The organism is Rhodanobacter sp. TND4EL1, from assembly GCF_054061035.1.
Genome location: NZ_JBSSDT010000005.1, coordinates 94100 through 115099, shown reverse-complemented (window position 1 = coordinate 115099; position 21000 = coordinate 94100). Strand labels below are relative to the sequence as shown.

The following is a 21000-nucleotide window of genomic DNA, read 5'->3' as shown; positions in this document are numbered from 1 at the left end:
TATCATGCGGGTCTTGTCGCGACCGCATTTCACCGGGTCGCCACCTCAACACGGAGTCTGCATGACGGTCCACCAGAGCGTCCTCGAATTGATCGGCCACACCCCGATGGTCCGCACCCAGCGCCTGGATACCGGCGTGTGCGAACTGTTCCTCAAGCTCGAAAACGCCAACCCCGGCGGGTCGATCAAGGACCGCATCGGCCTGTCGATGATCGAGGGTGCCGAGAAGGACGGCCGTATTCGGCCCGGTGACATCCTGGTCGAAGGTACGGCTGGCAACACCGGGCTGGGTCTGGCCCTGGTCGCCCAGCAGAAGGGCTACCGGCTGATCCTGGTGGTGCCGGACAAGATGAGCCGCGAGAAGATCTTCAACCTCAAGGCGATGGGTGCCGAGGTGGTGCTGACCCGCTCCGACGTGGCCAAGGGTCACCCCGAGTACTACCAGGACATGGCCGAGCGGATTGCCCGTGAAACGCCCGGTGCGTACTTCATCAACCAGTTCGGCAACCCCGACAACCCGGCCGCGCACATTGCCAGCACCGGGCCGGAAATTCTCGAACAGATGGACGGCAAGGTCGACGCGGTGGTGGTCGGCTGCGGATCTTCCGGCACGCTGAGCGGGTTGTCGAAGTTCTTCGCCGAGCATTCGCCGCAGACTGAGCTGGTGCTGGCCGATCCGGTGGGTTCGATCCTCACGCAGTACATCAACGAAGGCACGCTCTCGACCAAGTCCGCCAGCTGGATGGTCGAAGGCATCGGCGAGGACTTCCTGCCGAGCATCAGCGACTTCACCCGGGTCAGGAAAGCCTATGCGATTTCCGACAAGGAGAGCTTCCTCACCGCGCGCGAGTTGCTGGCGAAGGAGGGCGTGCTGGGTGGTTCGTCCACCGGAACCCTGGTGGCCGCGGCGCTGAAATATTGTCGTGAACAGACCGCGCCGAAGCGCGTCGTGACACTGGTCTGCGACACCGGCAACAAGTACCTGTCCAAGCTGTACAACGACTACTGGATGCTCGACAACGGCTTCATCGAACGCGAGCAGCACGGCGACCTGCGTGACCTGCTGCTGCGTCCGTTCGCCCAGCGCGACACCGTGGTTGTCGGCCCGAACGAGTTGCTGATCACCGCCTATAACCGGATGAAGCTGTATGACGTGTCCCAGCTGCCGGTGATGGATGGTCGCAAGCTGGTGGGCATCGTCGATGAATCCGACGTGCTGATGCATGTGCACGCCGACGAGACGCGCTTCCGCGATTCAGTGTCCAGCGCCATGATCACCGACCTGCACATGCTCGACGTCCGCTCGCCGGTTGAATCGTTGCTGCCGGTGTTCGAGCGCGGACATGTGGCCATCGTGGTCGATGGCGACGACTTCCTTGGCCTGATCACCCGCATCGACTTGCTGAACTGGTTGCGCCGCAAAGTGAACTGAGTGCCCGCTTGCCGATCGGCGCGGCGAAAGCCTGCCGCAATGCAGGCCACCGAAAATATCCGTCCACCACGGTGCCGACCGTCGCGCCGTGTTCAATTTAGGGAATGATCTGCCATGTGTGGAATTGTTGCTGCCGTTGCCCAGCGTGATGTCGCGCCGCTGCTGATTGCCGGCCTGAAGGCGCTTGAATATCGGGGTTACGACTCATCCGGTGTCGCCGTGCTCGATCGCGGTGAGATCCGCCGCGTGCGCGCCAAGGGCAAGGTACGCGAGATGGAAGCGCTGTACCTGGCCAACCCGCTGCCCGGTGGCACCGGTATCGCGCATACGCGGTGGGCCACCCATGGCGTGCCGAACGAGGCGAATGCGCACCCGCACATCGCCGGTCGGGTATCGATCGTGCACAACGGCATCATCGAGAACTACGCCAGCCTGCGCGCCGACTTGCAGGCCAGCGGTCACGTCTTTACCTCCGACACCGATACCGAAGTGATGGCTGCGCTGATCGATCGCCGCTATGTGCCGGGTGCGAGCTTGCGCGAGGCGGTGCTGGCTACCGTGCGCGAGCTGGAAGGCGCCTATGCGATTGCCGTGATCAGCCGCGACGAGCCCGACACCGTGGTGGGCGCGCGCCGCGGCGCGCCGCTGCTGGTCGGCGTGGGCATCGGCGAGAATTTCCTCGGCTCCGACGCCCAGGCGTTGATCCAGGTCACCAACAAGATGCTCTATCTCGACGAGGACGACGTCGTCGAGATCACCCGCGACAGCGTGCAGGTCTTCGGCCTGGATGGTGCGCCGGTGGAGCGTGCCGTACACGAGAGCGAGCTGTCGAAAGACGCGGTCGAGCGCGGTGAATACCGCCACTACATGCAGAAGGAAATCTTCGAGCAGCCGCGTGCAGTGGCCGACACGCTGGAAGCGCGGATCGGCCCGCATGGCGTCTTGCCGAACATCTTCGGCATCGACAGTGACGCGCTGTTGCAGGCCACTCGCGGCGTGCACATCATCGCCTGCGGCACCAGCTACCACGCCGGCATGGTCGCCAAGTACTGGATCGAGGAATACGCGCGCCTGCCGGTCAGCGTGGAAGTGGCCAGCGAATATCGCTATCGCGATGCGGTGGTGCCGGCAGACACCTTGTTCGTCGCGATCTCGCAGTCAGGCGAGACCGCCGATACGCTGGCGGCCCTGCGCGAATCACGTCGCCGTGGTTACCTGGGCACCCTGGTCATCTGCAACTCACCCGAGTCGTCGCTGGTGCGTGAGTCCGACCTCAAGCTGATGACCCGCGCCGGCCCCGAAATCGGCGTGGCCTCGACCAAGGCGTTCACCACCCAGCTGGCCGGACTGGCTCTGCTGACCCTGGAGCTGGCCCGTCGCAACGGCCTTGCCGAGGATCGCTACCTCGCGTTGTGCGCCGAGTTGCAGCATCTGCCGCGCGCGATCGAGGACGCTTTGCAACTGGAGCCGGCGATCATCGAGTTGTCGGCTGAGTTCATCCACCGGCAGCATGCCTTGTTCCTTGGTCGCGGCGCGCAGTATCCGGTCGCACTGGAGGGCTCGCTCAAGCTCAAGGAGATCTCCTACATCCACGCCGAGGCCTATCCGGCCGGGGAGCTCAAGCATGGTCCGCTGGCACTGGTCGACGAGAACATGCCCGTCGTGGCGGTGGCGCCGAATGGCCCGTTGCTGGACAAGCTCAAGTCCAACCTGCAGGAAGTGCGCGCCCGCGGCGGGCGGTTGATCGTGTTCGCCGACGGCTCAGCCGGCATGGACGACATGGCCGGGCACGGAACCATGCTGCGGGTGGCGTCCGGTGGCAGCTTCATCGCCCCGGCCGTGTTCACCGTGCCACTGCAACTGCTGGCCTATCACGTGGCCGTGCTGCGCGGCACCGATGTCGACCAGCCACGCAACCTGGCCAAGTCGGTAACCGTGGAATAGGTCACCGCGCACGCCGCTGCGGCGTGTCATCAGAAAAAAAGGCCCCGGCTTGCACCGGGGCCTTTTTTTTATGCGACCACCGGGTTCGCCTAGAACTCCTGCTTGAAGCGGATGCCGAACGTGCGCGGCTGGTTGAAACCGGTATAGACCTGCCCGTTCGGATACTGCGGGACCACGTCGTGGGCGCCGCAGATTTCCACGCCGCACTCCGTGAACTTGTACAGCGCGGCCCGCTTGTCGAACACGTTGTCGATGTAGACGTCCACCGACCAGCTGTTCTTCTGGATGCCGGCGGAGAGGTCGGCGGTGTTGTAGGCCGGAAGGTTGCCCAGCAGGTTGCGCTCGACCAATCGCAGATCGGTCGTGCGTGCACCCACATGCACCAGCGCGGCCTGCACGAAGGCGTCGTTGTCGCCCAGGTTGAAGGTGTAACGGGCGATCAGGTTGCCCTTGAAGCGGGGCGTGATCGGCAGGCGGGTTCCCTTGGGCGACTGCGGGCCGGTCACCGGGTCGCCCGTTTGCGGGTTGATGGTGCCGGCGGGACAGTCGGTGACAGCGTTGCCGTTCGCGTCGGTGAATCCGCAATAGTTCGCGGTGAGCTTGGCGTCATACAGTGCAATGCCGGCGCTCAGGTTGAGGTTGTAGGAAGCCTGCCAGTTGAGCTGCGACTCCAGTCCGTCGATCCGTGCCGAGTTGGCGTTCTTGATCTGGGTGAGCCCGTTCGCGCCGAGGATGTTGAACTGGAAGTCGTTCCACTTCTCGCGGAACACCGCGCCGTTGAACGACAGCCGGTTGTCGAACCAGGTGGTCTTCCAGCCCAGTTCGAGATTCTTCAGGAAATCCGCCTGGTACGGCGGCAGCTGACCGGCACGATTGACGCCGCCGGGTCGGAAGCCTTCGGAGCGGGTGAGGTAGATCATCTTGGTGGGCGTGACATTCCAGGTCACGTTGACCTTGTTCAGCGAGCCGCTTTCCTTCACCTGCTTGTTGAAGTCCAGGCACGGCGCACCAAGGAACGGTTCGGGCGAAATGCAGCCGGCTTCGCCATAGCTGGAGCTGGGCGAGAAGCCGGCGCTGAATCCGTAGTAGCCGTAGAGATTGTTCTTGGTGCGGAAATAGCGCTCGCCCACCGTGGCGGTGAGCACCTCGGGGATGAAGTCGAAAGACAGTTCGCCGAACAGGGCCTCGTCCTGGTCGTAACGCACCTGCCGGGTCAGCCAGATCGTGTTCGGCCAGCCCGTGACAGACAGCGACGTCGCCAGATTGTTGATCTGGTAGTTCTGCATGATGTCGTGCTTCTGCTTCTGCCAGAACGCGCCGGCAACCACACGCAGGCGATCCTCCTTCGGCGAGACGATGCGCAGCTCGTGACTGCTGTTGGTGTAGTGGTCGCGGTCGGTGATGAACTCGGACGGATTGATCAGGTTGCCGCTGTTGTCGTTGATGTAGGCGCCGTAGGAAAGCAGGGTGTCGTACCAGAACGAATAGTCGTTGTAGTCGGTGGCTTCCTCCTGGTTCCGCTTGAGATGCGCGTAGGCGTAGGTCAGGTCGAAGTTGCCGATCTTGCCCTGCACGGTCAGTGCACCCTGCCACCAGCGATCATTCACGCGCTCGGGATAGAAATGGGTGACCGCCAGATCGCCCACGGAGGGATCGCTGGCGAAGGTCCCGTGCGAGATCGTCTGTTGTCCCATCAAGGTCGGACTGATCGACCAGTCATCGTCCAGGTCCACTTTCAAGGCCGCACGGGCGCCGCTGATGTTGGCGTCGTTGTAGTGCTTGCGGGCATGCCCGAAACACTCCAGCGTCGCGCTCGGGGTGCAGTTGTCGGCATTGCTGACGGTGATGCCGGAAACCGGGAACGTGCGCGAGCCGGCCTTGTTGTCGATGTAGCCGGCATCGTGTTCGTGCCAGCCGACCAGGCGGATCGCCGCGCTCTTGCTGATCGGGATATTGATCATGCCCTCGGTGGTGAAGCCGACGCCGCCATGCGCCACCTTGTCGGTGCTGATCCCGTAGCTCGCGGCAAAGCCGCTGGGGTCCGGCTTGTTGGTGATGATGCGCAAGGCACCGGCTTCGGCGCTGGCGCCATACAAGGTGCCTTGCGGGCCGGCCAGCACCTCGATCCGGGCGATGTCGTACATGTGGATGTCGAGCGGACCCTGGATCGTGGTGATCGGCTGGTCATCCAGGTACACGCCCACGCTCGGCTGTGACCCGGAGTGGTTGGTGTTGCCGCCACTGGCCACGCCGCGCATGTAGATGCTGGCGAAGCCCGGCCCGGTGGCGATGCCGCCGCCACCCTGCTGGAACGTCACGCTGGGCAGGTACTTCACGTAGTCGTTGAACTTTTGAACCTGCAGCGCCTCCAGTTGATCGGCCGCCAGCACGCTGATGCTGATCGGCACCTTCTGCAGATTCTCGGTGCGCTTCTGCGCGGTTACCGTCACTTCGGACAGGGTCGTCGTCTTCGGCTTGCTCGCCCGGGTCGCGCTGCCTGTCTGCCCGGTGTCCTGCGCCAGCGCCGGTGCGGCGAAGGCCAGACAGACCGCGGCTGCCAGTGGCAGCCGGGCCAATCGGGTGCGTGCCGATCGATTGATCGGTTTGGATCTGTTCCTGTGCATGGCCTCTCCCCATTCCAGTTCAGCTCAATCCCGCGGAAGTCGTTGCGTCCATTCCCGTTCCGGCACGTCCGGATAGCTCGTCCCCAACGGCCCGAGGGCCGATTCCAGCGGCCCCAGCCACGGGGCGTAGTGCTGCCAGTGATCCACCCCCTCCCGGTAGATCGGCTGGCGTACCTGTTCCGAACTGGCCGTGCGCACCGGCCGCGGATTCTGAAAAAAGCGCAGGCACGATTCCTCAAACGGCAGTCCGCAATAGTCGAGCAGGCGGCGCACCTCGCCCTCGGTGTCCGCCACCATGCGCTCGTACACCACGCGATGGATGCGCCCAGGCAACACCGCGTCGAAATGTGCCATCAGTGACACGTAGTCGCGGTAGTAGCGTCCGATGTCGGCAAGGTCGTAACTGAAGCCCTGGCCGCGGGCGAAGTGCTGCTTGAAAGCCGAGAAGCCGCAGGCCAGCGGATGCCGTCGTGCGTCGATGATTTTCGCGTTCGGCAGCATCAGGTGGATCAGGCCGAGGTGCATGAAGTTGTTCGGCATCTTGTCGATGAACAGCGGCGCCCCGCTCTTGCGCTGGATCCGCGTGTTCGCCATATAGCGCTCGCCGAGGGCCCGCAGCGCATCGGCATCCAGCGCGGCCAGCGCGCCGTGGTACGGCAACGCGCTGTCGGCATCGCCCTGCATGCGCAGCACGCGGGTGATCGAGGTGACCTCGGGCAGCTCCATGGTGCCTTCGACCTGGCTGTGGCTGGACAGGATCTGCTCGATCAGGGTGGAGCCGGCCCGGGGCAGGCCGACGATGAAGATCGGATCGCCGGCCGCGCTGCCGGCGCCGGCACGGGAAGCGAAAAACTCGCGCGTGTAGCGTTGGCGAATGTGTTGCACGCGGGCGCTGGTGTCGTCGGCGTCGTAATGCAGCTGGCTGCGGCGGATCGCGTTGCCGCGCGCGTAGTGCCGGAAGGAAGCGGCGTACTCGCCGGCATCCTCCAGTGCCTTGCCCACGGCAAACTCCAGATGCAGGCGATCGTCCTCAGCCAGATCCGTGCGAGCCAGCTGCCCGCGCATCGCGGCCAGCTCGTCGGCGCTGAAGCGGAAGGTTTTCAGGTTGGCCAGGCTCCAGCAGACTTCGCCGAAGCCCGGTTCGAGTTCCAGGCAGCGGCGGTAGGCCGCGATGGCGCGCTCGGTGTGTCCGGCGGTTTTCAGCGCATGGCCGTAGCTCACCCACACCTTTGCGTGGCGCGGGTAGTGTTCCAGCAGCTCGGCGTAGATGCGGATGGCCGGTTCGTAGTCGCCGATCCGGCACAGCACCACGGCTTTCAGGTTGCGATTGCCAAGATGGTCGGGGTCGGTCGCCAGCAGGTGCTCGATCTCGACCAGTGCCGCTTCCGGCTGGTTGCTGCGATGCAGGAGCAGCGCGTAGTTCTGGCGCGCGGCATGGAAGCCGGGCGCCAGTTCCAGGCAGCGCTCCAGCAGATGCAGGGCATCCTCGTTGCGGCCCAGGCGGGCAGCCACTTCGGCAAACATGCGGATTGCCGCGACGTCGGTGGGTGCCTGCTTCAGTTGTTGGCGCAGCAAACGTTCTGCTGTCGGGATGCGATCCTCAGCCAGCGCGATGGCCGCCTCCAGCAACCGGGGGTCGTGGGTGGAATGGCGCACATGGCTGGCGTACGCCGCATCGGCCGCTTTCTGGTCGCCGGCAGCCATCAGGTGATCGCCCAGTGCGCGCCAGGCCTGTGGCAGTTCGGGGTTCAGCGCCAGCGCCCGGTGCAACGCATCGATCGCTTCCTGCCCGCGGCCCGCGGTTGCGAGGGCCATGCCCAGGTCGAAGTGAAGCAGCGCCCAGTGTGGCTGGCGGCGTGCCAGCGGAATCAGGATGTCGAGCGCACCCCGGGAGTCGCCCTGCAACGATCGAGCGATGGCCAGCAGTCGCCATGCGGCCGGATGTTCCTGGGCAACCTGCAGTATTTCGTCGAGTTGCTCGATCGCCTGGGCCGGATCGAGGTGCAGCAGGCGTTCGGCGTGGGCCAGCGCCTGTTCCAGCGTGCCTGTCGCCGATGCCCCGGTCATGACCGGCTTCGCCCTGGATGGACGGCCATTCGTGACGGGTGGAATTCCGCGTGTCGCGGCAAGGACTCAGCGCATGGCATCGGCGGCGACGGCTCCTTACGGGTATCGCCGCAATCTACATCCGAACATGGCCGGTAGATAGGGGCGCGATCACGAACACGGGAGGACCCTGCCGTGGCCAGTCAGCCCGCCCACGCCGGCGGGAATCCGTCCTACACTGCCAGAGGGCGCACGAGCCAGGGAGAGTGCCCGAGACCATTGTTGCGCCCATTCCATTCGGGAGATTGAAAGCACCATGGCTGATGACACGATGGTCGAGGAACTCAATCGCGCACGCGCGCTGCCGCCGCGCTATTACGCGGGTGAGCCGATGCTGGCCATGGAGCAGCGTGCAGTATTCGCGCGCAGCTGGCAGCTGGTGGCACATAGCGAAGAAGTAGCCGAGCCGGGCGATCACGTGGTCGAACAAATCGGCGGCGTGCCGCTGCTGCTGGTGCGCGGACAGGACGGCGTGCTGCGCGCCTTCCCCAATGTCTGCCGCCACCGCGCCGGGCCGCTGGCGCTGTGCAACGGCAAGGGCGCGCGGGCGTTGCACTGCAAGTACCACGGCTGGACCTACACCCTCGAAGGCCAGCTGCGCAGCGCGCCGGAGATGCAGGATGCGGCCGATTTCCATGTCGAGGACATCCGCCTGCCGCCGCTGCGCGTGCACGAGTGGCAGGGGCTGGTGTTCGTGGCGCTTGATGAGGACGTGCCACCGTTCGACGAGGTCTATGCCGGCATCGCCGAGCGCATCGCGCCGATCGACCTGTCGGCGATGCGCTACCTGCGCCGCGATACCTACGACATCGACTGCAACTGGAAGGTCTACGTCGACAATTTCCTCGAGGGCTATCACCTGCCGCACGTGCATCCTGGCCTGTCCAGAGTGCTCGATTACCGCGCTTACGACACCGAGCTGTTCCCGTGGCATTCGCTGCAGTCCTCGCCATTGCGCAACAGCGGCGATATCTACGGTGACGGCGAGGCGTTCTACTACTTCATCTATCCCAACGTGATGCTCAACATCATGCCGGGGCGGCTGCAGACCAACCGCATCCTGCCGCTGGGGCCGGGCCGCTGCCGCATCGTGTTCGACTACTACTACGCGCAGGACCCCAAGGCGCAGGCGCGCATGGATGCCGACCGGAGCTTCAGCGACGAAGTGCAGAACGAGGACATCGGCATCTGCGAGGCGGTGCAGCGAGGGCTGGCCTCCGGCGCCTACACGCCGGGTCGGCTGTGCCCGAAACGCGAAGGTGGCGTCTGGCATTTCCAGAACCTGCTGCGTGCGGCGTATGCCGGCCCGGCCGGGGAGTCCGCATGAGCGTGTGCGCGTCACCACGGCAACCGCTGAACTGAACAGGTAGACGCCCCGCCATGCGTGATCGCAACCGGATCGGCTTCTGGACCTGCACGGCGCTGGTGGTCGGCAACGTCATCGGCATGGGTATCTTCCTGCTGCCTTCGTCGCTGGCGCCGTACGGATTCAACGCGCTGATCGGTTGGGGCATCACCCTGTTCGGTTGCCTTACCCTGGCGCGGGTGTTCGCGCATCTTTCCGCCGCGCTGCCCGGTGCGGATGGCCCTTACGGCTACGTCCGCGAGACCCTCGGCGAGCTGCCCGCGTACATGTCGATGTGGGCGTATTGGGTGTCGTTGTGGCTGACCAACGCGGCGCTGGCCACCGGTGTGGTGGGTTACGTCACCGTGGTGATGCCCAGCATGGGCATCGTTCCGCCGGTGTGGTTCGCGCTGATGCTGGTATGGGCGTTCACCCTGATCAACCTGTTTGGCGTACGCACCGGCGGCGTGGTGCAGATTGTCACCACCACACTGAAACTGCTGCCGATGGCGGCGATCGCTGTGCTGGGTGGCTGGGTGCTGCTGAATTCGCCGGACAGTTACGTGGCGCATCCGCCGACCACGCGGGTGACCTTTGCCGGCGTGATGGCTGCTTCCACCATTGCGCTGTTCGCGATGCTCGGGATCGAGTCCGCCAGCATTCCTGCCAGCCGTGTCGACAATCCCGGTCGCACCATCCCCCGCGCCACGATGACCGGAGCCGTCGTGGTCGCGCTGATCTATGTTGTTGTCTCGACCGTGCCGTTGTTGCTGCTGCCACAGGATGTGCTGGCCAAGGCCAGCGCGCCGTTCGCACTCTTGATGGACACCTTCGGCCGCGCCGGTTTCGGTCGCTGGCTGGCGCTGTTCGTGGTGATCAGCGGGCTGGGTGCCTTGAACGGCTGGACCCTGCTGGCCGGCCAACTGACCCGAACGATGGCGGACAACCGCGTGCTGCCAACGCTGCTGGCGCGCGGCAACCGGCATGGCGCGCCAGTCGCCGCCCTGCTGATCACCGGGGCGTTGGCCTCGGTGATGGTGTGGATGAGCTACAGCAGCTCGCTGGTCGCGGCATTCACCTTCCTCACCCTGGTAGTCACCGCCGCCAACCTGCCGTTATACCTGTGCTGCGCGCTGGCGCTGGGCGTGTTGTGGCGGCGCGGCACACCGGGCTGCAGCGGACGCAGCGTGTTGCTGGTGGCCGGTGTCGGTGCGGTCTACGTCGTTTTTGCGTTTGTCGGCATCGGCGGCAAGCCGTTCGTCTATGCGCTGGGGCTGATCGCCGCGGGCCTGCCGCTGTATGTCTTCATGCGACTGCGCCGCAAGCCGGTCGCGCCCGTCGAGGTTTGAGCACCATGCGCGATCCCCGCTACGACCTCCTGTTCACTCCGCTGAAGATCGGTCCGGTCACCGCGAAGAACCGCTTCTTCCAAGTGCCGCACTGCAACGGCATGGGGCACGCGATGCCGCTGGCGCACGCGGCGATGCGCGAGATGAAGGCCGAGGGCGGCTGGGCGGTGGTGTCGACCGAGGAATGCGAGATCCATCCCAGCGGCGACCTCACTCCGTATGTCGAGGCGCGGCTGTGGGACGACCGCGACATTCCCGCGCTGGCGCTGATGTGCGACAAGGTGCACGCCCACGGCGCGCTGGCTGCGCTGGAGCTGACTCACAACGGGCCGACCGCATCGAACCTCTATTCGCGCGAGGTTCTGATCGCGCCGTCGCATCAGCCGTCCAAATACGGCTATCCGTCGCAGGCGCGGGCGATGACGAAACACGACATCCGCGAATATCGCCGCTGGCATCGCGAGGCGGCGATCCGCGGCCAGAGCGCCGGAATGGACATCATCTACGTTTACGCCGCGCACGATCTGTCGCTGGCCATGCACTTCCTGCAACGCCGGCGCAACCAGCGCAGCGACGAGTACGGCGGTTCGCTGGAGAACCGCGTACGGCTGTTGCGCGAAGTGCTGGAGGACACCAAGGATGCGGTAGGTGACCGTTGCGCCGTGGCGCTGCGTTTCGCCACCGAGGAACTGCTCGGCCCCGGCGGCGTCGAGCTGGCCGAGGCGAAAGAGATCGTCGCCATGCTGGCCGAGCTGCCCGACCTGTGGGACGTGAACCTGGCCGCCTGGTACAACGACTCGATCCCTTCGCGCTTCGCCGCCGAGGGCGCGCAGGAACCGTTCATCGACTTCGTCAAGCAGACCACCAGCAAGCCCGTGGTCGGCGTGGGCCGTTTCACCTCGCCCGACACCATGGTGTCGCAGCTCAAGCGCGGCGTGCTCGACATGATCGGTTGCGCGCGTCCGTCGATTGCCGACCCGTTCCTGCCGAAAAAGATCGAAGAAGGCCGCGTCGACGACATTCGCGAATGCATCGGCTGCAATATCTGCGTCTCCGGCGACATGACCATCTCACCGATCCGCTGCACGCAGAACCCGACCATGGGCGAGGAGTGGCGCAAGGGCTGGCACCCGGAGCGCATCGCGCCAAAACGTTCCGCCAGCCGCGTGCTGGTGGTCGGCGTCGGCCCGGCCGGACTGGAAGCGGCGCGCGCATTGGGTCAACGCGGTTACGAGGTCAGCCTGGCCGAAGCGCGCAAGGAATTGGGTGGCCGCGTCACCCGCGAAGCGCGCATGCCGGGGCTGGCCGAATGGGCGCGCGTGCGCGACTGGCGCGTCGGTCAGATCGACAAGTTGCCGAACGTGGCGGTCTACCGCGATTCGACCATGAGCGCGCAGGACGTGCTCGACTTCGGCGCTGACCACGTCGTGCTCGCCACCGGCTGTCACTGGCGTCGCGACGGCTACGGCCGCAGCAACGGTGCCGCCATCGACGGCTTCCTCGACCACCCACGCATCTTCACCCCCGACGATCTGATGGACGGCCGTTTGCCAAAAGGTCGAGTTATCGTGTTCGACGACGACGGTTTCTACTACGCCAGCGTCGCTGCCGAACTGCTGCGCCAACACGGCTGCGAAGTCACTTACGTCAGTACCGACGACAGCATCGCGCCATGGAGTCAGCACACACTCGATTACCGCCATATCCGCAAGCGCATGGCCGAACTGCACATCGAGCCGCTGGTGTCGCACAACGTCATCTCATTCCACGGCAGCACGCTGCGGCTGGAGGACGTCTGGAATCACTCGGTTCGCGCAATGCCCTGCGACGCCGTCATCACCATCACCGCGCGCTTGCCTGATGACGCGCTGTACCAGGACCTGCTGCTGCGCGAAGCCGAATGGACTGAGGCCGGCATTCACTCTCTGCGCTGCATCGGCGACGCCGAAGCACCGGGGCTGATTGCGCACGCAGTGTATGCGGGGCATCGCCATGCGCGTGAGTTGGAGGAGCCAGTTGAAGGGGAGGTGGCGTTCAAGCGGCATTTCCATACCGCGGAGGCGGGGGATTTGTTGCGGTAAGGCTGGGGTGGGGCGATCGATTCATGGCGACCTCATGGCAGACACCGCGATGCTCCGAGTGCATGGGCGGGACCACTTTCGCGACCTGCAGGAGCACACCGTGTGCGCGATGGTCTTCGTTCCATCACGAAAAGCATTCGCGCACAGGGTGCGTTCCTACCGACGATGCGCGTCCGTAAACGTCTCAGGCGCGCCCGTAGACGTCGTCGTAGCGCACGATGTCGTCTTCGCCCAGATAGCTGCCTGATTGCACCTCGATCAGCTCCAGCGCGACCTTGCCCGGATTGCGCAGGCGGTGCTTGCTGCCGAGGGGGATATAGGTGCTCTGGTTTTCGCCGAGCAGGAACACCTTGTCGTCGCAGGTGACTTCGGCGGTGCCGGAGACCACGATCCAGTGCTCGGCACGATGATGGTGTTTCTGCAAGCTGAGGCTCGCGCCCGGCTTGACTTCAATGCGCTTGACCTGGAATCGCTCGCCTGCTTCCAGCGAGTCATAGTTGCCCCACGGCCGGTGCACCACGCGATGCAGCGAGTGTTCACTGCGGCCTGCGGCTTTCAATTGCTCGACGATCTTCTTGACGTCCTGCGCCGCATCGCGATGCGCCACCAGGGTGGCGTCCGGCGTGGTCACCACGATCAGGTCGTCCACGCCGACGGTGGCGAGCAGGTGGCGATCGTGCGAGCGCAGCAGGCAGTTTCGGGTATCCACCGTCATGGTGTCGCCCTCGCGCAAGTTGCCGTCGGCATCCTTGTCGCCAGTAAGCCACAGCGCCGACCACGAACCGATGTCGCTCCACGCGCAACTGACCGGAATCACCGCGGCGCGTCGGGTTTTCTCCATCACCGCATAGTCGATCGAATCGTCTGGCACCTTGGCGAACGCGTCACGATCAATGCGCACGAAATCGAGGTCGACGGTGGCCTTGGCGTGGGCCTCGCGTACCGCGCTCAACATGCCCGGGGCATGCTGCGCGAGTTCTTCCAGATAGCGCGAAGCCTTGAACAGGAACATGCCGGAGTTCCAGTCGTAACCGCCGTCGGCGAGGTAGGACTCGGCGGTGGGCAGGTCGGGCTTCTCGACGAACTGCCCGACGCGAAAGCCCTGTGCGTCGATGGCCTCGGCGCGACGGATGTAACCGAAGCCGGTTTCCGGGCGATCGGGGCGAATGCCGAAGGTCACCAGCCAGTCCTGCTGCGCCAGCGGCAAAGCCTGCCGCACTGCATCGACGAAGGCTGCCGTATCACCAATCAGGTGGTCGGCCGGAAGTACCAGCAGGACTGCCTCGGGATCACGCTGCAGTGCCTGCAGCGCACCCAGTGCGATCGCCGGCGCGGTATTGCGGGCCAGTGGCTCGAGCATGATGCTGGCATGGTCGACGCCGGCCTCCAGCAACTGGTCGGCGGCAAGGAATCGATGATCCTCGCTGGCCACCACGATGGGTGCGGCCACCTCGGGCAGTTGCCGCGTGCGCGCAATGGTCTGCTGGAACAGGGTGCCCTTGCCGGCCAGCGCCAGGAATTGCTTGGGCAGGTTCTTGCGCGAGACCGGCCACAGACGGGTGCCGCTGCCGCCGCTGAGAATGAGGGGGATCAACATGGCCGGGGAGTCCTGGAGTTCAGTGCGCGGGGGCAGCGAGCCGGTGCATCACGTCGCGTAAGCCGTGTTGCCAGTCGGGCAGCGCAAAACCGAAGTGTTGCTGAAAGCCGTCATTGTCCAGCAGCGACCACGCCGGGCGCACGGCCGGCGTGGGGAATTCACGGCTGTCGATTGCCAGCACTCGCGGCTCGCGGGCCAGCAGACCCTGCGCGGTGGCCTGCTGGAATATGGCGCTGGCAAAACCGTGCCAAGTGGTGGCGCCGCTGGCCACCAGATGGTGCGTGCCGACCAAGCCACGGCGTTGCGTGCTGTCGGACTGCAGCCAGCGATCGAGCGCGGCCAGGCTGCCGTTGACGATCAGTCCCGTGTCAGTGGGCGCGCCGTGCTGATCGGCCACCACGCGCAACTCGTCGCGTTCGGCGCCGAGCCGCAGCATGGTGCGCAGGAAGTTGTGGCCATGCGCGGCATAGACCCAGGCGGTGCGGAATGTCAGGTGTCGGGCACCGCTGTCGCGCAGTGCCTGCTCGCCGGCCAGCTTGCTGCGCCCATAGGCGCCGAGCGGTCCGGTGGCCGCGTCAATCGCGTAGGGCTGCGCCTGGCTGCCATCGAACACGTAGTCGGTGGAGTAGTGGATGACCAGCGCGCCGTGCGCCGCCGCCCATTGGCCCAATACACCCACCGCCTCGCCGTTGACGCGGGTGGCCAATGACTCCTCCTGCTCGGCGCGATCCACCGCGGTATACGCGGCCGCATTGACGATCACGTCCGGTCGCACGCGGTCGAGCAGGGCGGGCAGGGATTCGGGAATGGACAGGTCAGCGGCCTCGCCGTGCCCGCCTTGTATCAGTACACCGTCGCGACTGGCGGCGATGAGTTCAGCGCGCGCCGCCAGCCCACCGTGCTCCAGGAAGCTGCGGCCAAGCTGACCGTTGGCGCCCAGCAACAGGATTCTCACGGTGCGTAGACCGGCAGGCGCTCGGCCGGCACGTCGGCAAGCAGCGGCGTCTTGCCGTCCTTGTCCGACAGCAGCGGTGCGCTGATCGGCCAGTCGATGCCGAGTGCGGCATCGTTCCAGCGGATGCCGGCGTCGGCCTTCGGGTCGTACAGCGCCGTGCACTGGTAGCTGAAGGTGGCGAATTCGGAGACCACGCAGAAGCCGTGCGCGAAACCTTCCGGCACCCAGAAGTGGCGATGGTTGTCGGCCGTCAGCATCACGCCCATCGAGCGGCCGAACGTGGGCGAACCGCGACGGATGTCCACCGCCACGTCGTAGACCTCACCTTCAAGCACGCTGACCAGCTTGCCCTGTGGATTCGGCCACTGGTAGTGCAGGCCGCGCAGCACGCCACGTGCCGAGCGCGACACATTGGACTGCACGAAGCGGCGATCGACCCCAGCCTCGCGGTACTTCGCCTCGTTGTAACTTTCGTAGAAAAAGCCGCGGCTGTCGCCGAACACCTGCGGTTCGAGGATCAGCGCGCCGGGCAACGCGGTTTCGATCACTTTCATCGAGCGTGTCCCTCGCGTATCAGGCTCTGCAGGTATTGACCGTAGCCGGTCTTGGCCAGCGGCGCGGCCAGACTCAACAGTTGCTCGTCGTTGATCCAGCCATTGAGGTGGGCGATCTCTTCCGGGCAGCACACCTTCAGGCCCTGCCGGTTTTCGATGGTCTCGATGTAGTTGCCCGCCTCCATCAGCGACTCGTGGGTACCGGTGTCCAGCCAGGCGAAACCGCGCCCGAGCTGTTCCAGGTGCAGCGAGTTGTCGTCCAGGTAGCAGCGGTTGAGATCGGTGATCTCCAGCTCGCCACGCGGCGACGGCTGCAGCGCTGCGGCGTAATCGCAGACGCGTGCGTCGTAGAAATACAGCCCGGTGACCGCGTAGTGGGACTTCGGCTGCGCGGGCTTTTCCTCCAGGCCGATCACCTTGCCGGCCGGGTCGAACTCGGCCACGCCATAGCGTTCGGGATCCTTCACCCAGTAGCCGAACACGGTGGCGCCGTGTTCGCGTGCCGCGGCACGCTTGAGGCGTTCGGTGAAGCCATGGCCGTAGAAGATGTTGTCACCCAGCACCAGGCAGCTCGGCTTGCCGTCGACGAAGTCACGACCGATGGTGAAGGCTTGTGCCAGCCCGTCTGGCGACGGCTGCACCGCGTAGTGGATGTCCAGGCCCCATTGCGAACCGTCACCCAACAGACGCTGGAACATCGCCTGCTCATGCGGCGTGTTGATGATCAGAACCTCGCGAATGCCCGCCAGCATCAGGGTGGCCAGCGGGTAATAGATCATCGGCTTGTCGTACACCGGCAGCAGCTGCTTGCTGATCGCGCGGGTGATCGGATGCAGCCGGGTGCCGGAACCGCCGGCGAGAATGATGCCTTTCTGTGTGCTGCTCATGAACCCAGGCGCTCCATGCGATAGCTGCCATCGAGCACGCGCTGGCTCCAGGACAGGTTGGCGAGATACCAGTCGACCGTCTGCGCGATGCCGGTTTCGAAGGTGTGGGTAGGCTGCCAGCCCAGCTCGCTTTGCAGTTTGCTGGAATCGATCGCATAGCGCCGATCGTGGCCGGGGCGATCTTTCACGTAGGTGATCAGCGATTCGCGAGCGCGCCCGTCCGCCAGTGGCTGACGGGCGTCCAGCAATGCGCAGATCGCCTTCACCACGGTGATGTTCTCGCGCTCGGCGTTGCCGCCCACGTTGTAGGTTTCGCCGACGCGGCCGGCGTCCAGCACCCGACGGATCGCGCTGCAGTGGTCACCGACGAACAGCCAGTCGCGGATGTTGAGCCCGTCGCCGTAGACCGGCAACGATTCGCCGGCCAGCGCCTTCTGGATCACCAGCGGGATGAGCTTTTCCGGGAACTGATAGGGACCGTAATTGTTCGAGCAGTTGGTGGTCAGCACCGGCAGGCCGTAGGTGTGGTGGAACGCCCGCACCAGATGGTCGGAGGCGGCCTTTGACGCGGAGTACGGCGAGTTCGGGGCGTACGGCGTGGTCTCGGTGAACTGACCCTCGGCGCCCAGCGAGCCATAGACCTCATCGGTCGACACGTGCAGGAAGCGAAACCCGTCGCGGGCGGAACCTTCGAGGCCGCGCCAGTAGTCGCGGGCACACTCGAGCAGGCCCAGGGTGCCGACCACATTGGTCTGCACGAATTCGGCCGGGCCGTCGATCGAGCGGTCGACATGCGACTCGGCCGCGAAGTTGACGATGGCATCCGGGCGATGTTCCGCCAGCAGCTTCGCCACCAGGTCACGGTCGCCGATATCGCCCTGCTTGAACACGTGCCGATCATTGCCCTCCAGCGAGGCCAGCGTATCGAGGTTGCCGGCGTAGGTGAGCTTGTCCAGATTGATCACGCGCAGACCATCGGCAATCGCCTGCAACACGAAGTTGGCGCCGATGAAACCGGCTCCGCCGGTGACGAACAGAGTTTTCATGAGTCCTCGCGCAATCATTGGAGTGTCAATCCGATATTGTGCCATGCCAACATGCCGGATCCGGCTCAATGGCTCAGTTTCAGAGGGTATCGGGTTCCAGCAGGCAGCTGACATTAAGGTAAAGACACAGCGTTCACGGGTATGATGCCGGGCTAATCAACGCCGTTTTGCGGCGTTCCCGCCATCCAGTCCGCCGAGATGCCAGCATGACCAAGAAAGCCAAGATCACTCACGGAATGGGAACCCGGGCGATCCACGCCGGCCAGCACCCCGACCCCAGCACCGGCGCGATCATGACGCCGATCTACGCGACCTCCACCTACGTCCAGGAAAGCCCCGGCAAGCACAAGGGCTATGAGTATTCGCGCACGCAGAACCCCACGCGCATGGCGTATGAGCGCTGCGTGGCGGACCTTGAAGGCGGCGCGGCCGGCTTTGCGTTCGCCTCCGGCCTGGCCGCTGCGGCGACCGTGCTGGACTTGCTCGATTCGGGCAGCCACATCATCGCAATGGACGATCTTTACGGCGGCACCTATCGCCTGTTCGAGAAGGTGCGCCGACGTTCGGCAGGGCTGGACTTCAGCTTCGTCGATCTGAACGATACGGCGGCGATGAAAGCGGCGCTCAAGCCGAACACGCGGATGATATGGGCGGAGACGCCGACCAATCCGATGCTCAAGCTGGTCGACCTCGCCAAGGTCGCCGCTTTCGCGAAGAAGCACGATTTGATCCTCGTGGTCGACAACACCTTCTGTTCACCGATGATCCAGCGTCCGCTGGAATACGGCGCCGACCTGGTGCTGCATTCGGCCACGAAATACCTCAACGGCCATTCCGACATGGTCGGCGGCATCGTGGTTGCGGGTAACAAGGAGCTGGCCACCCAGATGGGTTTCCTGCAGAACTCCGTGGGCGCGGTCGCCGGGCCGTTCGATTCATTTCTTGCGATGCGCGGCTTGAAGACTCTGCACTTGCGCATGAAGGCGCATTGCGCAAGCGCGCTGGAACTGGCGAAGTGGCTGGAAAAACATCCGGCCGTGGAGCGGGTGATCTATCCCGGTCTCAAGAGCCATCCGCAGCATGCCTTGGCCAAACGCCAGATGGACGGCTACGGCGGCATCATCACGATCGAGGTCAAGGGTGGCCTGAAAAAGGCCAGGCGCATGCTTGAGCGTTGCGAATTGTTCGCGCTGGCCGAATCACTCGGCGGTGTCGAAAGCCTGATCGAACACCCCGCCATCATGACCCATGCCTCGGTGCCGGCAGCGAATCGCAAGCGGCTGGGCATTGGAGAAAATCTCATCCGCCTGTCCGTGGGGGTCGAAGACATCGCTGACCTGCGCGGGGAGCTCGATGCCGCCCTCTCCGTTTGACGGAAAGTTTTATGCGCGTTGGTGTCGGGCAATTAGTTCCATCGGGGGCAAATGAGAATAGGTCAGACCCGTCCCCAATAATACAAGGTTGCTGTGGCGCCTTGACTCGCGAGTCAGCCTCATTTTGTTTTTAGGATCTTAATTACATGTTGAAACTTGCGGCGATCGACCTTAAGCAAAGCATTGCTTCGTGGCGGCTGTGGATGCTCCTAGGTTGGATTGAGATCCGGCAACGTTACGCCCGCTCGCGCGTAGGTCCCTTCTGGCTGACAATCAGTATGGGCGTCGTGATCGCGTCCATCGGCGTGGTATACGGCACCTTATTCGGCCAGAAGATGAGCGAATATCTGCCGTACCTCGCGGCCAGCCTCGTCTCATGGGGCATGTTCGCGAGCACGGTGCAAGAGGGTAGCACCGCCTATATCAGCAACGCAGCCTATATTCGTCAAGTGGCAACGGCGAAGCTTATCTACATACTGCAGGTGCCTTGGCGGAACCTGCTTATTCTCGCCCACAACTTCGTCATCATTCTTATACTGCTCGCGATTTTTGGTGTGCCCAGCTGGTCCACGCTGCCGCTCTTCATCCCCGGCTTGGTTATCCTCACGTTGAACGCCACGTGGATGGCCATGCTGACAGGACTGTTCTCCGCCCGCTTCCGCGATCTTCCCCAAATCATCGCATCATTGGTGCAAGTCGCCTTCTATGTCACACCGATTATGTACCGTCCGGAAGCACTCACTCGCTTTTCGTTCCTGGTTCGCTTCAATCCGCTCACCTATTTATTGGACGTGGTGCGTCAGCCATTGCTCGGCCAAGTGCCCCCAATGCAAACATACATGCTGACCATCGGCATGGCCGTCATCGGCTGGCTTCTCGCGCTCGCGGTCACCAACCGCTTTCTCAAGCGCATTCCCTACTGGATTTGAGGGAACATTTATGGCATTCATCGAACTCAAGGGCGTTACGCTCGACCTCCCCATCTACGAAGTGCAAGGCCGCTCGCTCAAGCGTCAAGTGATGCAGCTCGGCCGCCGGAACGCTATCGCAGAAGGCAGCGACGGCGTTGTAATCGTACGCGCACTTTCGGACGTTTCCGTTCGCTTTGATAGCGGTCAACGGATTGGCCTCATCGGGCATAATGGCGCGGGCAAGTCCACCATTTTGCGGGTGATGGCTGGGATTTACGCTCCCACAGTTGGCGAGGTTGCGCGCGAAGGAAAAGTGGTACCGCTGCTCGATATTAGTCTTGGCATGGACGATAACTCCACCGGTTTGCAAAACATTCGCCTGCGGGGTCTGCTGCTTGGCATGACGGACAGAGAGATCAAGGCCAAGCAGCGAGAAATCGCCGATTTTTGCGAGTTGGGTGATTACCTCGACTTGCCAATCCGCACGTATTCCAGCGGCATGCGAGTGCGGCTGGCGTTTGCCATCTCAACGGCGGTAGACGCCGAGATCTTGTTGCTTGACGAAGTAATGGGCGTAGGTGATGCGTCGTTCATGCACAAAGCACAGGCGCGCCTTGCGGACCTGCATCGCCGAGCGGAGATCGTCGTCCTGGCGATGCATTCGAACGCGGAAATCCGGCGCACATGCGACAGGGTGTTGTGGATGGATAACGGGTGTGTTCGGATGTTCGGGCCGACCGAAGAAGTGGTGTCCGCTTACGAGGCGTACGTCAGCGCGTGAGCGAGCGAAACATAG

The 21000-nt window shown here is 64.1% G+C and carries 15 protein-coding genes; 8 read left to right on the top strand and 7 right to left on the bottom strand.

The window, feature by feature from the left end:
* Positions 1–61: 61 nt before the first annotated feature.
* Positions 62–1432, top strand: coding sequence for a pyridoxal-phosphate dependent enzyme (locus tag ACVWWQ_RS15795; protein ID WP_133951469.1), 1371 nt, complete (start codon positions 62–64; stop codon positions 1430–1432).
* A gap of 114 nt (positions 1433–1546) precedes the next feature.
* Complete coding sequence (gene glmS / locus ACVWWQ_RS15790) at positions 1547–3376, top strand: glutamine--fructose-6-phosphate transaminase (isomerizing) (RefSeq protein WP_133951467.1); 1830 nt, start codon at positions 1547–1549, stop codon at positions 3374–3376.
* Between the two features lie 89 nt (positions 3377–3465).
* Here the strand turns inward: glmS and ACVWWQ_RS15785 are convergent, their stop codons facing one another.
* Positions 3466–6000, bottom strand: coding sequence for a TonB-dependent receptor (locus ACVWWQ_RS15785; protein ID WP_208321634.1), 2535 nt, complete (start codon positions 5998–6000; stop codon positions 3466–3468).
* A 24-nt stretch (positions 6001–6024) separates the two neighbouring features.
* Positions 6025–8067, bottom strand: a complete 2043-nt coding sequence (locus ACVWWQ_RS15780) for a tetratricopeptide repeat-containing sulfotransferase family protein (RefSeq protein ID WP_133951465.1) — start codon at positions 8065–8067, stop codon at positions 6025–6027.
* 295 nt (positions 8068–8362) lie between these two features.
* Here ACVWWQ_RS15780 and ACVWWQ_RS15775 point away from each other — a divergent pair, with 295 nt between their 5' ends.
* The 3 genes from ACVWWQ_RS15775 to ACVWWQ_RS15765 are packed head-to-tail and all read left to right on the top strand — an operon-like array spanning position 8363 to position 12881.
* Positions 8363–9433, top strand: a complete 1071-nt coding sequence (locus ACVWWQ_RS15775) for an aromatic ring-hydroxylating dioxygenase subunit alpha (protein WP_133951463.1) — start codon at positions 8363–8365, stop codon at positions 9431–9433.
* Positions 9434–9486: 53 nt separating this feature from the next.
* Positions 9487–10800, top strand: a complete 1314-nt coding sequence (locus tag ACVWWQ_RS15770; protein WP_133951461.1) for an amino acid permease — start codon at positions 9487–9489, stop codon at positions 10798–10800.
* Positions 10801–10805: 5 nt separating this feature from the next.
* Positions 10806–12881, top strand: a complete 2076-nt coding sequence (locus ACVWWQ_RS15765; protein WP_133951459.1) for an oxidoreductase — start codon at positions 10806–10808, stop codon at positions 12879–12881.
* A 184-nt stretch (positions 12882–13065) separates the two neighbouring features.
* Here the strand turns inward: ACVWWQ_RS15765 and ACVWWQ_RS15760 are convergent, their stop codons facing one another.
* Genes ACVWWQ_RS15760 through rfbB form a run of 5 tightly spaced genes read right to left on the bottom strand, consistent with a single transcriptional unit; the run spans position 13066 to position 17920 of the window.
* Complete coding sequence (locus tag ACVWWQ_RS15760) at positions 13066–14478, bottom strand: mannose-1-phosphate guanylyltransferase/mannose-6-phosphate isomerase (protein ID WP_133951457.1); 1413 nt, start codon at positions 14476–14478, stop codon at positions 13066–13068.
* A gap of 19 nt (positions 14479–14497) precedes the next feature.
* Positions 14498–15433 carry a dTDP-4-dehydrorhamnose reductase gene (gene rfbD / locus ACVWWQ_RS15755; protein WP_133951455.1) on the bottom strand — a complete coding sequence of 312 codons (936 nt, stop codon included), beginning with the start codon at positions 15431–15433 and terminating at the stop codon, positions 14498–14500.
* Positions 15430–15987: a dTDP-4-dehydrorhamnose 3,5-epimerase gene (gene rfbC / locus ACVWWQ_RS15750; RefSeq protein ID WP_099653909.1), complete on the bottom strand. Its 558-nt coding sequence runs from the start codon at positions 15985–15987 to the stop codon at positions 15430–15432. The genes rfbD and rfbC overlap by 4 nt, the downstream gene beginning before the upstream one ends.
* Positions 15984–16874: a glucose-1-phosphate thymidylyltransferase RfbA gene (gene rfbA, locus ACVWWQ_RS15745; protein WP_099653910.1), complete on the bottom strand. Its 891-nt coding sequence runs from the start codon at positions 16872–16874 to the stop codon at positions 15984–15986. Before rfbA ends, rfbC begins: the two co-directional genes overlap by 4 nt.
* On the bottom strand, positions 16871–17920 hold the full coding sequence (gene rfbB / locus ACVWWQ_RS15740) for a dTDP-glucose 4,6-dehydratase (protein WP_133951453.1): 1050 nt from the start codon (positions 17918–17920) through the stop codon (positions 16871–16873). Before rfbB ends, rfbA begins: the two co-directional genes overlap by 4 nt.
* Positions 17921–18126: 206 nt before the next feature.
* Between rfbB and ACVWWQ_RS15735 the strand changes: the two genes are divergently transcribed.
* The 3 genes from ACVWWQ_RS15735 (at position 18127) to ACVWWQ_RS15725 (ending at position 20985) form a co-directional block, all read left to right on the top strand.
* The gene (locus ACVWWQ_RS15735; protein ID WP_133951451.1) at positions 18127–19293 is read left to right on the top strand and encodes a cystathionine gamma-synthase family protein; all 1167 of its coding nucleotides are present in this window, start codon (positions 18127–18129) and stop codon (positions 19291–19293) included.
* Positions 19294–19439: 146 nt separating this feature from the next.
* The gene (locus ACVWWQ_RS15730; RefSeq protein WP_133951449.1) at positions 19440–20222 is read left to right on the top strand and encodes an ABC transporter permease; all 783 of its coding nucleotides are present in this window, start codon (positions 19440–19442) and stop codon (positions 20220–20222) included.
* A gap of 10 nt (positions 20223–20232) precedes the next feature.
* Entirely contained in the window at positions 20233–20985 is a 753-nt protein-coding gene (locus tag ACVWWQ_RS15725) for an ABC transporter ATP-binding protein (RefSeq protein WP_133951447.1), read from the top strand.
* Positions 20986–21000 lie beyond the last annotated feature (15 nt).